The organism is Alteromonas sp. AWJ4_197, assembly GCF_056160285.1.
In genome coordinates, this window is sequence record NZ_JBSWWW010000003.1 from 400,766 (window position 1) to 415,744 (window position 14,979).

The following is a 14,979-nucleotide window of genomic DNA, read 5'->3' on the forward strand; positions in this document are numbered from 1 at the left end:
GTGCCTGTTCTGAGAGTTTAACAATTGGTATTTCAGGAGTGCTCACAGCGGGTGAGGTTTCGCTTTCGGAAGTTCTGAATATGTGCGATGACGATAAATAATGAGGCGATTATGGTTAACACCGTCTCCCCCGCCTCCCCGACAGTGTCATGAGCAACCGTGCCGGCGAGGGTAAGCAGTAACAAACCTGCCAGTCCGCAGGAAAGTACTTTGCCATTCTTGTGGTGCCGGTAACCGGCAAGTAACGCCACAAGACCTACCGGTATAACAAAAAACAGCAGGACCTGATGGAAGACTTCGTGGTCGAGGATTGCCAGCCCGCCGAAAGTGGGTAAGGCGATGATTAATAATGGTGTGAGTACGCAGTGAACAACGCATAAAGATGAAAGTGCGATAGCGATTTTATCGCCCACTTCCTGAATCCGCGGCATAGTATTTCCGTTGTAGAGAGGAGTATTTTGCATGTGATATTTACCAGCTTACTGTTGCGCTCTGAGGTGTAGCGTCAGCCATCCCCTGACCTTTGTCGTTTACCCACTGAACTTCCAGGGCTGACAATGATGGCGCCAGACGAAAAAGGGTTATCGTCATTTCAGAAATGTCGTCACTACAAGATAATTGATAGGCTAACGTAACATCTTCGTGATGGTGCGCATCATGATGATCCTCGTCGTGATGATCCTCGTCGTGATGCTCCCCGTCATGGTGTTGCTCATCTTCATGCTGCAGGCCATGAGTTTCATGGCCGACGTCGTGTTCAGGAGAGTCGTGGTCGGGAAAGTCGACCTCCTGACTGACCAGCTGGCAATTTCCGTCTACAGAGAAAACGTTGCTGTACTCACTTATTTGTTTTTCGATTTGATGTACCTGCTGCATCTGTTCATCACTTTCCGGTGCATGCTCGAAACCCAGTAAATCCGCTGCAGGAATTGAAAATTGAAGCTGCCAGTTACTCTCATCCTGGGCAACGAGTAACTGTCCGTGTCCGTGAACATGCTTGCCTGCCAGAGCATAGGCTGCAGAAAAAGGAGCTAAACATAAAAGAGCGGCTGCGGATGTGGCTGCAAGCCCTGGTGTATGACACAAAGAAAACATAATTTTGCTCCTGAGAGTTAGTTTGAAGGAATACGTCGCATTCCATTTGGTTTTACCGGTAATGCGACGCCCGGGGGTTACAACATGTTACTCGTGCTCAGCGGCAATCCCGAGCCAGCTTAGAGAAGCAGGAACGAAACCAGGTTCAATTTCTCCGCTTACAGCAGCAGATTCGATATCTACAATCACAATATGAGAAGCAATCGGGTCAGCGACATAAACCGTCCCCGCGCTCTGAGAAACTGTCATCGAGAAGTTAAGGCCGTCAGGCATGGTGGAAATATCCGCGTCACTGATATCCACCCGCGCCTCAAGCTCCCAGTGCATATGGTCATCATGGGCGTGGGCTGCCATTACCGACAAATAACCCTGACTATCTAAGATAAGAAAATGCACACCATCATAGGAAAAGCCGTAAGAAACCGGGGTGGCGTCCGTTTCCGGCTCCCAGTCAATCTCTTCCATCTCACCGTCATCAGCATGAATGGCCGTAATAACGGCGGCACCGCCACCGTGACCGGAAGCAATACCAACAAAAGACGCGGCGTCATGGTGGGTGTATACAGACCCGATGCGCATGTCACCCACGGCCTCAATGTTGGCAATTTTCGATGATGAATACACTTCATCAGTTGCCGAAAGAACAAGTACACCATCATTGCATCCGAAAACAGCAAAACTGTCATTCATTGCTGCACCATGCAGATCAGGACATTCACCGGCAAACAGTTGCTCCTGCTCATAAACACCGTCATGCAAGTGATAAACGCCAACACTGTCTGGCAGCACCGGGTTCGCTGAAGTGGTTTCGCTGTCATCCCGTCGAACCGTACTTATCAGCATGTCACCTGTTGGTTCAGCAACACCGTGCATATTAACATCGTAAGTCAGGGTATTAACGGAACTTGCTTCGGCTGCAATGTTGGTATCTGTTACCACCTGAACGGATGCAGGTGAACTGCTGTCAGCATCACCGTCAAAAAACACTGCAAGCTGGCCGTCGTGACCCACTACATGGGTAGGACGACTGCCTGTCAGCGCAAAAGTCGTCATCGCCGGTGCTTCTTCATAGTCATGCAGGTGCTCAACATGATCTTCCCGCCAGAGGCCGCCATCCACGAATTCAACGAGGTCATTGGTGCGGCTGGTGATAACAGCAAACCGGCCTCCAGCTGACGTAGCCAGCGCACTGTCGCTGTAGGTTGTTGAAAAGGTGTCAAGAAGGCTGTTGTCGTCGAGATCAAATATTGCCAGCGTGTTTGATTCTGCATCAAGAACGGATAACCGGCCGGCACTAACAATTGTATACCCGTCATCATGATCGTGGTCGTGATCGTCATCGGACTCATCCACTATAGGATCCTGCTCAATGATGGTGGTTTCTGCGTCACCGCAACCGGTAAGAAATAAGGCACTGATCACGCTTGCAAGAAAGCTGAGCTTTTTCGTTGTATTCATTTTCGATTCCATTGATGAATTCAGGTTTAACATTAGAAGTAACCTCTCAGACCAACACCAAAGCTGCGGCCTGGACGGGGAGCAAGATCTTTAAGAAATGATGAGTGGACTCTTGCTTCCGTATCGGTAAGGTTGCTGCCTTTCAGGTACAAAGACACGTCCTGAGACAAGACTTGCATGTCGTAAGACACAAAGGCGTCCACAAGGGTGTAACCGTCAGTAACGGTTTCATAGTCTGCAATGCGGTCTTGCTCAGCGTAACGGGTAATATCGAGGTTTGCGGTAATCACTTCCGACTGATAGCTGAATTGTGCTCCGAATCTCAACGGTGGCGTTCGGGGTAAATCACCGCCATCTTTCAGGCGGGCGCGTACATAATCCGAAAATACCTGCGCCTTGAACTCGTCAGTCACCTGCCAGGCAACCTGCGCCTCAAAACCATGTAAAATCGCATCATCTGATTCAAACAGGTAAACCGGCAACTCACTGCTATGATCGTGAGCCTCCTCTGCCTCTTCTTCACCATGATCATGACTGTGACCACTTTCGGCAAACAGCCCCGTATCGATTTGATAGTAGTAATTATCTATCTGGTTATAGAAAGCATTAAAAATGAAGCCAATGTCACCATCAGTTTTTCTGAAGGTCACATCGATGTTGTTTGCCGTTTCTAAATCGATGGCTTTTGAAGCCAGACCTAACGCACTTTCTTCATCACCGGTCAATTCAAACAACGCACCGATCTCATAAGTACGGGTACCGATATGAGGACCAAATGACAATAACTCTGATGCAGAAGGTGCACGCTGAGAGCGGGATACCGAAATACCAATGTTATAGCCGGGTGTAAAATCCCACACTAAACCCGCTGAAAGTGAGACTGGCGTGAATTTCTGATCCACACTAAACACACGGGTAACCGTTGTTTCACTCTCGTGATCATGGTCATGTTCGTCTTCAGCTTCTTCTTCATCATGAGCATGAGCAGAAAGCTGAGGCAACTGCACCTGAGCAGCGTCGAGAGTAACCCGTTCAATCCGCGCACCGAGTTGTAACAGGAAGTCGCCAAAGTGCCTTTCTTCCATCAGGCCCAGAGCAATCATTTCCGCTTCAGACGGAGGAGTAAATGCTTCCTCCCCCTGCGCGGCCACTTCACTGTTTTTATAGTGAAGACTTAAGCCACCCTGCCATTCAGAAAATGGCGAGTGCATAATATCGAAACGGATTTCGTCGGTAGTGTTTTCAAAAATTGTACCGGCAGCGCCGTTTTCAATTTCGGCATGTTCGTAATCGGTATGGCCCGCGCGAAACTGAACGCGGTCAATCCATTCTCCTTTTAGCCGGTACTCACCAAGAACCTGTACCTTTGTTTGCTCAAGATCAGCAAACACATTTTCTTCGGCTTCTTCGCCACCATGAGAATGTCCGGGAATACCGTATTCACGGTTAAACCGTTCTACCGCCACACCCACGTAGCCGTTATCCATCAGATAGCTGCCGCCGAGGGTCAGCCCGTCAGACTTTTCAGCACTGTTTTTAACAACATGTTCAGCATCCTGGCCGTCTTCATCCATGTCCGGCGCAACGGGCGTGTCGTAGTCGTCAGACTCCCGCCAGTAGCCATCTGCATAAACGGCAAATTTATCAACGCCGGTGGTAACATTAAAAGAGCCCAGTTTCTGGTTATTCACCGAGTCAGTTTCGAGCAACCATTCGCCCCGGGTATCATTGTCTGTCGGGATCCGGCCGTCTACCACATTCACTACACCGCCGATTGCACCGCTGCCATAAAATAATGTTGCCGGCCCCCGTAACACTTCTATCTGCTGAGAAGTAGACGCTTCAGAGGCAACGGAATGATCAGGCCCCACGCGGGATACATCACTGACATCCAGACCATTTTGAGCAATCAAAACCCGTGGCCCGCTTAATCCGCGGATGATGGGTGTACTGGCTACATTGCCATGAAAATTCGACTGTACGCCCGGCAGGTTCTCCAGTGTATCGCCCAAAGTAGCTGCCTGTTGACGTCGCAATGACTCTCCGGAAAGAACACTGACCGGCGCCGCCGACTCCATGGATGAAAGATGCATGGGCGTTGCAGTCACATCAATAACTTCGATGGCACTTCTTGTCAGCGCCAGTTGAATATTTGCTGGTGACTGCTCTCCTACCGATATGGTTTTGTGCAAATGAGCATATCCGGGAGCAGAAGCATGGATGACATACTCACCGGGTTCGATTTCCGGAAACACAAAGCTTCCGTTCGCATCAGCGACAACCTCAAGCCCTAATGCTTCAATCTCAATGGTTGCCTTAGCCAGCGTCTGCCCTGACGCATTTTTAACTGAACCCTGTACCCCTTGCGCATTCACGACAAAGGGAATGACTGTCGCGATGGCCGCAGCGACATAGCTTAGCTTAAACATCCACTCTCCAAAGAAATGTTATATTATAACAATTAATAGAATGTTATAATGTAACAAGTGCAATTACAACAGGAAAAGGATGATACGCCGTGACCTCACCACTCATACCACAAAGCTATCAGGAATGGGTGCACTGCATTACCGTTGAATGTGGTCTGCAACTCGACAGTCAATTTATAGCTGCCCGTATCGGGGCACTGAGCAATGAAAAATCTGAACACACACGACAATTCATACAGTTGTATGGAAGAAGTCATCACACCCGGATTTTAGGTTGGTTCCGGCAAGCTGGTCAGGAGGAAAAATGAGGGAACTCACAAAAGAGCAAATACTGTCCGCGTCCGAAGATGAGTATATGAACGATGCGCAGCTCGCCTTTTTCAAATCGTTACTGCTCGAACTTAAAGACAAGACCATGCTTCACATTGAAGATGTAAAAGAGTCATTAAGCTCTCCTCCCGAATTCAGTGATGATGTAGACCGCGCACAGTATGAAGAGGAATCCAGACTGGCCCTGAGAATTCTGGACAGAGAACGCATGCTTCTGGGCAAGATAGCCAAATCATTAAAGCAAATTGAAAACAAAAGTTACGGCTATTGCCTGGAAAGTGGCGATCCCATTGGTATACCCCGTTTATTGATCAGGCCAGTTTCAGAATATTGTGCTGACATCAAGCAGATAAACGAAGGCAAAGAGCAACACTTTTACTCAGGCAGGAAATAATGCGTATTAACCGGATATCGGCGGCGGTACCCACCAACATCATTACCGGTTTTCTGGGTGTGGGGAAAACGTCCGCTATTCTGAACTTACTCAAACAGAAGCCCGGACATGAGCGCTGGGCGGTACTGGTTAACGAATTCGGCGAGGTAGGTATTGATGGCAGTTTAATGCGTGGACAATATTCTGAAGAGAAAGGCGTGTATGTTAAAGAAGTGCCCGGCGGGTGCATGTGCTGTTCAGCAAAGCTGCCAATGCAAATTGCTTTAAATCAGCTGCTGGCGAAAGCCAATCCTCACAGGTTGATTATTGAACCTACCGGGCTCGGACACCCGAAAGAGGTGATTGATATTCTCAGCGAACCTCACTATCACGATGTCATTTCACTGCAAAAAACAATTACGCTGGTTGATGCCAGAAAACTGTGTGACAGGCGGTATACAGAACATGACAAGTTTAACCAGCAAATTGATATTGCGGACCTTATTCTCGCTAACAAGCAGGCGCTTTACTCTGATGCCGACAGGAATGCACTCAGAGGATATATAAAACAGCGAAAAGGAGATATGTTCACTACGCTGTTTACTGACTTTGGCGAAATAGCCGTGAATATCCTCGAAGGAAAAACACAGATATCACAAAGGTGGGGTCACATTTCGGGCCAAACTAAATTTCCGCTGCCGGACACTCAGGGTGCTCCGGACGTCCTTCTTCCTGAAAACGGGATCCTCAAATCTGAAAATAGCGGCGAAGGATACCGGTCTGTGGGCTGGCAATTTGACGTCCGCTATACCTTCAGGCGTAAAGCATTCAGAGATTGGGCTGTGACGTTTAAAAGTAGCCGGATTAAAGCTGTGGTAATCACAGATGAGGGTGTTTTGGGGCTCAACATTGAAGGCGATGAAATGACGGAAATGTTTCTTGATGACTGCACTGAGAGTCGTATTGAAATCATTGCTCCGCAGACAGATGACTGCCGGGAGCAACGATTACTGGACTGTATTAAAGCTTAGCGACATCCTGGGTTTTCACACCGCATGCACCATGACTGCGTTTTTCATGGAAGGCCACTTCCAGTGACTGCATCATCGGAGCATGATGGTCGATAGTCAGCAGATGTTTTTCTACCCGTCTGGCATCAAATGCTGTAAAGAATGATTTCAGGAATACTTCGTTGGTATCGTCCTGCACCAGCACCCGGGCACCGGTCTGCACGATAATAATGTCATCGTCTTTTAAGTTGTAGCGTTTCGCCAGAGACTCGATTTTACTCAGATACGCTTCGGCTTTTTCCGGTGAGTTAGCAAGGATAGCCGGAATTTTAGCGGCTTCAGACAAAGGGATTTTTTCTTTCCCTAAGATGTACATATTGTCCTGCGTGAAGTGTACCCAGTTTTTTGAAGCTTTTTCTACAATCGCAATTTGTGCAGCGTTTTGCGCCTGTTCAAGATAACTCAGTCCTGTTTCAGGATAGTCTGCCAGTAATTCCAGATTCAGTTGCACCTGCGACTGAGAGTTATTGCCGATAACGGTAAGCAGCTTGTTCTGGCTCACATTTTCGGAACTGGCGGTTTCACAAAGATCACTTGGAAGATAATAATACTCACCCTCGCTGATGGCGCTGACGGGTGAAGACACGGCGGCGAACGCCAATACTGCTGCACTACATAACTTTTTCATAATCTGTCCTGAATGGGTATCTGCATCGACTGATTAAAAATGTAGCACAACAATATCGTTTTTATGGTTCTGGAAAAAGATACCTTTGGATGGGATTTGAAAACTTTCAGGTATGAAATTTTATTCGTTTAGGTTCTGCCACTCTCGTTCAGACGGCGTACCATTTCATCATCCAACCGCAGCAAAGCCGCTAATTCTCTGAGGTAGACCTTCTCCATATGGTTCTGTTCATCGATTACCAACAATGATGCCAGGTATATTTCTGCGGCCATTGCGGGTGAAGTTGCCATTGCCGCCACGAAGGTAATTAAGTTTTGTCACTTAACCGGCTGACAATACAGCTCAGCGTACCGGAGAGAGATTAAGCGCGCCAACCTACTGGAAACCATACCAAGGCCGGCGCCAGGGACTGTTACGTTATTGCAGAGAGTTACCTACGCCGATCACCAGCGTGGCAAGAACAAGTAAAGAGATACCGGTCAGCAGCAGCATACGACTCTTTTTATTGCTGCCTTTCCATTCCATCAACGCTAATCCCCACAGCGTGGAGAAAATGATGATACTGGCCATATGAATGGTCCAGCTGGAGAACTCGTACTTACCCATGTTGCTTTCGCCCATGGTGTAAAAGAAGAACTGGAAGTACCAGAATGCACCGCCTAATGCAGCCAGCAGATAGTTTTTCACCATCGTGTTGCCCTGCAGACGCTCAGTGCCTTTGGCGACCTGACCAAAAAACTCTTTGGCAGAACCATTTTTCGCAATCAGATAAATACACCAGACGGCGTTAGTCGTTAAACCACCCAGCAATACAACACACAATACAGGCAATCCCTGCCAGAGATGATCGGTGCCGGCTTCAAGAGTCAGTTCACGGATGGGTTTACCCGCCGCAATACCGAAAGCAAAACAGGCAGACATGACGCCGGAAAACGCGGCGATGGCTAAGCCTTTTTTCATATCAATGGTTTCGGCTTCTTCTGTGGTGCCGAGACTCCGGTTCTTTTCAGCTGTCGCCCTGGCAACAACAATAACTCCGACGAGGGTCATCAACGTACCGCCTACAGCAAACTGGCCACTGGTGGTCGCCAGTACGGCACCGATAGTGCCATCGAATATAGGTGGGCCTAACGTCCCTAATACTGTGGTAAGACCCAACACAATAGCCATGCCGGACGAGATCCCCATGTAGCGTACAGCCAGACCAAAGGTTAAACCGCCAAAGCCCCAGCCCAGACCCCAAAGGAAACATTGCTGCAATGTGCTTGCCGGCGTACTGCCCAGTACACCAAATAAATCTTCGGTCTGGACCATCGCGAAAAACCACGGGCACAGGAACCAGCTGAAAATACCACCGGTCAGCCAGAAGATTTCCCACGACCACTTTTGAATGCGTTTGTACGGAACATAGAAACTGGCAGAGAACAAACCGCCCAGCCAGTGAAACAATACCCCTAGTAATGGATTTGGTGTCATGCCTTTACTCCCGGTACACCACCCGCATGTAATTTTTAAGTAACGGGTTTACATCATTTAAACAATACAATTGCCAGCATACACAATAATTTTATGTAAATCACACACTTTTAATCATTTCCAATCACAAATATTCAAAAGTAGTAATCATGAGGTGCAGGGATACGCATACAGTGATGTATTTAAAGGAGATCCGTAGAACTGTTAACGGATTGGGTCGGGCTTAAAGAAGAGAGGGAGAACAACATAAAGATTGCACGCAAGCTAGCCTGCATGCGTGCTTCATTTTACAAAGCGTACAAAACGCTTATCTGAATCGCACGTGGTCGCGGTTCAGCTCGCTGATTTTGCTGCAGCCCATCAGGCGCATGTCCCGTTCGATTTCAGCCACCATTTGCTGCATCGCACGCTCTACGCCCTTCTGACCTGCCGCTGCCAGAGCATAAAGATAGTAGCGCCCCAGTCCGACTGCTTTCGCACCCAGCGCTAATGCCTTGAGTACATGCGTACCGCGCTGAATACCACTGTCGAACATAACATCAATCTGGTCACCGACGGCATCAACAATTTCAGCCAGGTGATCGAAAGAACTTCGGGAACCATCAAGCTGACGGCCACCGTGGTTTGAAATCACAATGCCGGTACAGCCGATATCAACGGCACGTTTAGCATCGTCGGCACTCATAATGCCTTTGAGACAGAACTGGCCGTCCCAGAATTTCACCATCTCTGCCACGTCTTTCCAGTTCATCGACGGGTCGAGCATATTTGTAAAGTAGTCACCGATAGAGCTGGTTGAACCGCCCATATTAATGTGGGCATCAAGTTGCGGCAGCGAAAATTTTTCATGGGTGACATAGTTAATGCCCCACGCCGGCTTAGTCGCAAACTGCCACAAACCCGCCAGATTCAACCGGAAAGGAATGGAGAAACCGGTACGTAAATCCCGCTCGCGGTTACCGCCGGTAATGGAATCGACAGTAAGCATCATCACTTCGATACCGGACTCTTTCGCCCGTTCCATCATGGCCCTGTTGAGACCGCGATCTTTATGGAAATAGAACTGATATACCTGAGGCGTGTCGTATTGCTTAGCAATTTCCTCCATGCTGACTGTGCCGAGGGACGACACACCAAACATGGTACCGAATTGCTCTGCGACCGCTGCCACAGCCCGTTCACCCTGATGATGAAACAAACGTTGCAGTGCGGTTGGTGACAAATAAACCGGCAACTGCAGTTTTTGCCCCATCACTTCAACGCTCAAATCAATATCTTTCACGCCGGTGAGTACGCGGGGGATCAGATCACACTCACGGAAAGCCGACGTGTTACGGCGTAACGTGGTTTCATCGTCAGCACCGCCATCGATATAGTTAAAAATTGGCCCGGGCAAACGCTTCTGCGCCAACTTACGAAAATCATGAAAATTATGACACTGGCTTAATCGCATTATTGTTTTCCGTTCTCATGCTACAGATCCACAGCCCTCAGATACAAAACAGCCCGCAAACGCGAGCTGTATCTTCAGGCCAGATTCACAGTCCGTCTGAATCAGACGATACCAGAACCGGTGGCATTGGGGTCGCGTGGACGCTCTTTTGCCATGGTTTCACGATAACCAACACCTCGGTAAACACCAAGAGGATTGATTGGTGAACCTTTACGGTAACGCGCCATCGCCAGAATAGGTGATACATCCAGGTTGAACGCATTTTTCAGCTCAAGTGACGCCATCAGTGCATCGTTGTCTTCCTGGAAACCATACAGGGCTTCGCGGTTAACCAGCAATGCTTTTACGTAAGAGCGCTGTACCTCAATGGCTGAATTGATCAGGCTTTCTGCAGGATCGGTCACGTTGTGTGACTGATCAAGCATGTACGCCGGACCGAACTCGTCCTGCTGACGATATTCAGCATCAACCAGTTCGTTGAAGATCAGGAACTGCTGATACGGATGCAGTGAACCACTGTCCAGGTCATCGTCGCCATATTTACTGTCATTGAAGTGGAAACCGCCCAGCTTCTTGAACTGAATTAAACGCGACACAATCATTTCAATGTTGGTATTCGGTGCATGGTGACCCAAATCAACCAGAGACTTACACTTAGGCCCTAAGTGCATAGCGGCCAGCAGGTTTGAACCCCAGTCCTGAATAATAGTGGAGTAAAATGCAGGCTCGAACATTTTGTGTTCAATGTGCATTTCCCAGTCATCCGGCAAGCCTTTATATATTTCTTCCATGCTGGCAAGGTAACGCTCGAATGCACGTTGGAAATGTTGCTGACCGGGATGGTTTGAACCGTCGCCAACCCATACTGTCAGGCTTTTAGCACCGAGTTGCTGACCGTAGCCAATTACATCAAGGTTGTGCTGAATCGCCAGCTCACGGGATTCTTTCTTAGTGTTACTCAAACTACCATACTTGTAAGAATGTTCCTGACCACGCTGATCCTGGAACGTGTTTGAGTTCACCGATACCCACTTCAGACCATACTCATCGGCTTTTTGCTTCAGCTCAGAGAAATCGTCAACCACATCCCAGGGGAAGTGAGGTGATACGCTGTCAGTACAACCTGACATTTCGTTGATCACTGCGCAGTCTTCCAGCTTTTCCCAGATGTTGCGTGGCTCGCCTTCACCCGGGAAACGGGCAAAACGGGTGCCGCCGGTACCTGTACCCCATGAAGGTACGGCAACCTGGAATTCACCGGCCAGCTCAGTGATTTTCTCAATATCGATATCCTGGCGTGCCAGCTTTTCTGCAAGTGCAGCGTAATCTGCGTCTAAGTGCCCTTTCAGCTTTTCGTTGTCATCGCTGATAATGGATGCATCAATTCTTCTTAACATAAGTCACCTCTTATCTCAGGAAAGCTTCATGCAGACCGCCGTCTACACTGATCACTTGCCCGGTTGTTTTGCTCAGTTGACCGGATACAAGAAGATAGGCCGCCTCGGCTTGATCATCCGGTGTGATAGGTTGTTTGGTTAACGTGCGCTGTGCATAGAATTGCGCCAGCTTGTCACGTAATTCTTCCGTGCTTTCACTTTCATCATGAGCAATGTCGTACTTGGTCAGTGATGAAATCACGCGGTCTCTCGGGAACATGTTACTGCCCTGCACAACTGTTGCCGGTGCCAGTGCATTCACGTTGACCAGCGGTGACAAGGTAACCGCCAGTTCGCGAACCAGATGGTTTGCCGCCGCTTTACTGGTGTCGTACGCCAGAGAACCTTTCTTCGATACAGCTGCATTCACGCTGGTAGTCAGTACCAGTGCGCCTTTCAGGCCCTGCGCTTCCCAGATTTTCTGAGCCGTTGAGCCAACGACGTAACCACCTTTCACATTCACGCCGAAGCTCAGGTCGAAGATTTGATCATTCTTCGCCATGTCTGCGCCTTCTGCGATGAATACACCGGCAGTCACAATCACTTTATCCAGACCGCCATACGCCAGCAGTACCTGTGTGAACAGCGCTTCAACGGTTTCACGTTTAGTGATGTCAGCCTGAAGTGCCACAGCCGGGCCACAGGCAGAAATTCCAGTACCGGCTACACCAATTCCCTGACCATACTTGTCGGTAAGTTCTTTCGCGGTGCGCTGTGCATTCTCAAGATTAAGGTCTGCACACACTACGTGGGCACCTTCTTTAGCAACACGGTGCGCTGTCGCTTTACCGATACCGTCACCGGCACCAATCACCACAACCACGTCGCGGGCCAGTGGCGCTTCTGCCGGCATACGCTGAAGTTTTGCTTCTTCTAACGCCCAGTATTCAATATCAAACGCTTCCTGAGCAGGCAGCGCGGTATATTCAGAAATCGCTTCTGCACCACGCATTACTTCAATAGCACAGTTATAGAATTCTGCAGTAACGCGGGATTCACTCTTGTTCTTACCCCAGGCAATCATGCCTACACCCGGAATCAGTACAACCGTCGGGCTCGGGTCACGCATAGCCGGAGAATCTTCACGCTTACAGGCTTCGTAATATGCCGTGTAATCTTCACGATATTTTTCCAGACCGGCTTTAAACTTAGTGATCAGGGTATCGAAATCATCATTCTGCGGATCGAAATCGACAAACAGTGGCTTAATCTTGGTGCGCAGGAAATGGTCAGGACACGATGTACCTAACTCAGCCAGACGGGGCGCATCGACACTGTTTACGAACCGCAGTGTGGCATCGTCAGTTTGAACAGTACCGATGAACTTCACTTTATTAGAAAGCAGGCCACGGGCTACCGGTAAAAAGTCTTTTAACAGATCAGTACGGGCCGCATCGTCCAGAGACTGATACTTCTGACCGCCAAAGGTCATTTCGCCTTTGTCGTGCTCTTCAATGTAACGTGCCGCTGTTTCGATAACCCATAAAGAGGTTTCGTAACAGCTTTTACTTTCAGATGACCAGTTGGTATGACCGTGCTGACCTAACAGAATACCCCAGATGTCAGGGCTCGCAGCGTAAGTGTCTTCACACAGTTTCGCCGCTTCCCAACCGGGACGCATCCACGGCACATAGGCCAGCTTGCCGCCCCAGATCACTTCAGTCAGTTCTTTCTGCGCCTTACAGGATGCAACGGAGATAACGGCATTCGGGTGCAGGTGATCAACGTGCTTTTCGTCAATCATTGAATGCAGAGGCGTATCAATCGACGAGGCCCGTGGATTCAGACAGAAGTTACAGTGCTTGAACATGCCGACCATGCGGTCTTCACCGGCAGACTTATAGCCTTTATCTGAATAGTCCTGATACACGCCGTCAAGTGCGTTCAGTTTGTCCTGGTATAAAGAAGAGAAGTTTTCTTTCTTTGATGTACGCAGGTCGCCACCGGAACCTTTTACCCACAGCACTTCAGTTTCTTCACCGGTCAACGGATCTTTTTCCATTAACTTAGCCGAAGTATTACCGCCGCCGGTATTAGTAATACGCTGGTCTTCGCCCAGCTTATTCGAGCGGTATACCAGGTTTTCTACGGGATCGAGTTTATCTGCAACCTCGTCTTCCCACAGATATTTAACGTGTTTGTATTCATCTGGCTGATAAGGCATTTATAGGCATCCTGTGAAGTTAATTAATTGAAACTGGTCTTTTGTGAGACTCATTAATTCATTAATGATTCAATATACATCCAATACAATCTTTGTCAATCATTTCCAATCACAATATAACAGAATTGTTACAAGTATTTTAAGGGTTGTATAAATCTATTCAGGAATGACGCTTTGCGGATGTTTAGCAGTTGTTAATGAAGGCAGGGCTGATTCAGAGACAGAAGCTGAAAAGAACGCGGAAGGATACCGCGCTCAGTTTGTACGAGTGGTAAATCCTAATCGCAGGCCTCGACCACAATCACATTCACACCGAATTCGCGGATTTTATCCAGTGCTTCCGGTGCTGCATTGCTGTCGGTGATGACCGTATCGACTTCAGACAATCCGCAGAAAATCAGATTACCTTTCACACCAATTTTACTGCTGTCAGCCAGTACGATAAGTTTATCGGCCCGCTTACGGAGTTTTTGCTCCGCCAGAATTAACAACGGATCGGTTTCCATGACGCCGAATTCACTGACACCGGGTGAACCCATGAACATTTTACTGCCACGGTAGTTTTGTGTTGTATCGTTTTCAAATGAGCTGAGAATGATACTTTGCTTGCGGTACACTTCCCCGCCGGGTAGGGTTACCTGATTCTGACTGTTTTCCAGTAGCTCATGTGCAAGTACGAAGGAGTTCGTCAGAATGTTCATGCGTCTTTCGGCGAGAAACTCAGACATCATGAACGTGGAGGTACCGCCATTGATGATAATAGATTCGCCGTCTTCACACATGTCAGTGGCCGCTTTGGCAATGAGTTGCTTGGTACTGGTATTGCGCTCTCTGTCCACCAGAAAAGCATTACCGGAAAGGCGGATATTAGACACGGTCTTACTGTCTAACACCTGCGCGCCGCCGCGAATTTTTTTAATTTTCTTCGCATCAGCCAGTTTGTTTAAGTCTCGACGAATGGTCGCTTCAGACGAGTTAAGTTGCGCGCACAAGTCGCGCACACTCACAAAGGTGCTCTCATCAAGGATATCCAGAATGAGCTGGTGACGTTGCTTCTCCAGCATGGT

Annotated in this window: 14 protein-coding genes; 3 read left to right on the forward strand and 11 right to left on the reverse strand. The window is 48.5% G+C overall.

The features are described 5' to 3' along the window. Nucleotides 1–32: 32 nt before the first annotated feature. The 4 genes from ACXAGC_RS08380 to ACXAGC_RS08395 form a co-directional block, all read right to left on the reverse strand. Nucleotides 33–431 (reverse strand): MerC domain-containing protein, encoded by a 399-nt coding sequence (locus ACXAGC_RS08380; RefSeq protein ID WP_474844000.1) that lies wholly within the window; start codon nucleotides 429–431, stop codon nucleotides 33–35. Between the two features lie 40 nt (nucleotides 432–471). Further along, nucleotides 472–1,095 (reverse strand): ZrgA family zinc uptake protein, encoded by a 624-nt coding sequence (locus ACXAGC_RS08385; RefSeq protein ID WP_474844001.1) that lies wholly within the window; start codon nucleotides 1,093–1,095, stop codon nucleotides 472–474. 87 nt (nucleotides 1,096–1,182) lie between these two features. Beyond that, nucleotides 1,183–2,553, reverse strand: a complete 1,371-nt coding sequence (locus ACXAGC_RS08390) for a 5-methyltetrahydrofolate--homocysteine methyltransferase (protein ID WP_474844002.1) — start codon at nucleotides 2,551–2,553, stop codon at nucleotides 1,183–1,185. A 32-nt stretch (nucleotides 2,554–2,585) separates the two neighbouring features. Continuing rightward, nucleotides 2,586–4,982, reverse strand: coding sequence for a TonB-dependent receptor (locus ACXAGC_RS08395; RefSeq protein WP_474844003.1), 2,397 nt, complete (start codon nucleotides 4,980–4,982; stop codon nucleotides 2,586–2,588). Nucleotides 4,983–5,071: 89 nt separating this feature from the next. Here ACXAGC_RS08395 and ACXAGC_RS08400 point away from each other — a divergent pair, with 89 nt between their 5' ends. Genes ACXAGC_RS08400 through ACXAGC_RS08410 form a run of 3 tightly spaced genes read left to right on the forward strand, consistent with a single transcriptional unit; the run spans nucleotide 5,072 to nucleotide 6,716 of the window. After that, nucleotides 5,072–5,290 (forward strand): hypothetical protein, encoded by a 219-nt coding sequence (locus tag ACXAGC_RS08400; protein WP_474844004.1) that lies wholly within the window; start codon nucleotides 5,072–5,074, stop codon nucleotides 5,288–5,290. Then, nucleotides 5,287–5,706 carry a TraR/DksA C4-type zinc finger protein gene (locus tag ACXAGC_RS08405; RefSeq protein ID WP_474844005.1) on the forward strand — a complete coding sequence of 140 codons (420 nt, stop codon included), beginning with the start codon at nucleotides 5,287–5,289 and terminating at the stop codon, nucleotides 5,704–5,706. Before ACXAGC_RS08400 ends, ACXAGC_RS08405 begins: the two co-directional genes overlap by 4 nt. Next, complete coding sequence (locus tag ACXAGC_RS08410) at nucleotides 5,706–6,716, forward strand: CobW family GTP-binding protein (RefSeq protein WP_474844006.1); 1,011 nt, start codon at nucleotides 5,706–5,708, stop codon at nucleotides 6,714–6,716. The genes ACXAGC_RS08405 and ACXAGC_RS08410 overlap by 1 nt, the downstream gene beginning before the upstream one ends. Here the strand turns inward: ACXAGC_RS08410 and ACXAGC_RS08415 are convergent. The 7 genes from ACXAGC_RS08415 to ACXAGC_RS08445 form a co-directional block, all read right to left on the reverse strand. Next, entirely contained in the window at nucleotides 6,706–7,383 is a 678-nt protein-coding gene (locus ACXAGC_RS08415; protein ID WP_474844007.1) for a hypothetical protein, read from the reverse strand. The genes ACXAGC_RS08410 and ACXAGC_RS08415 overlap by 11 nt on opposite strands. Before the next feature lie 128 nt (nucleotides 7,384–7,511). Beyond that, nucleotides 7,512–7,673 carry a DUF533 domain-containing protein gene (locus ACXAGC_RS08420; protein ID WP_474844008.1) on the reverse strand — a complete coding sequence of 54 codons (162 nt, stop codon included), beginning with the start codon at nucleotides 7,671–7,673 and terminating at the stop codon, nucleotides 7,512–7,514. A gap of 127 nt (nucleotides 7,674–7,800) precedes the next feature. After that, nucleotides 7,801–8,859, reverse strand: coding sequence for an L-rhamnose/proton symporter RhaT (rhaT, locus tag ACXAGC_RS08425; protein WP_119499531.1), 1,059 nt, complete (start codon nucleotides 8,857–8,859; stop codon nucleotides 7,801–7,803). Nucleotides 8,860–9,166: 307 nt separating this feature from the next. Beyond that, nucleotides 9,167–10,312: an alpha-hydroxy acid oxidase gene (locus ACXAGC_RS08430; protein ID WP_119499530.1), complete on the reverse strand. Its 1,146-nt coding sequence runs from the start codon at nucleotides 10,310–10,312 to the stop codon at nucleotides 9,167–9,169. A gap of 101 nt (nucleotides 10,313–10,413) precedes the next feature. After that, complete coding sequence (locus ACXAGC_RS08435) at nucleotides 10,414–11,709, reverse strand: sugar isomerase (protein ID WP_474844009.1); 1,296 nt, start codon at nucleotides 11,707–11,709, stop codon at nucleotides 10,414–10,416. Between the two features lie 10 nt (nucleotides 11,710–11,719). Continuing rightward, entirely contained in the window at nucleotides 11,720–13,912 is a 2,193-nt protein-coding gene (locus ACXAGC_RS08440; RefSeq protein WP_474844010.1) for a bifunctional rhamnulose-1-phosphate aldolase/short-chain dehydrogenase, read from the reverse strand. Nucleotides 13,913–14,190: 278 nt separating this feature from the next. Beyond that, nucleotides 14,191–14,976 carry a DeoR/GlpR family DNA-binding transcription regulator gene (locus tag ACXAGC_RS08445; protein ID WP_119499527.1) on the reverse strand — a complete coding sequence of 262 codons (786 nt, stop codon included), beginning with the start codon at nucleotides 14,974–14,976 and terminating at the stop codon, nucleotides 14,191–14,193. Nucleotides 14,977–14,979: the final 3 nt, after the last annotated feature.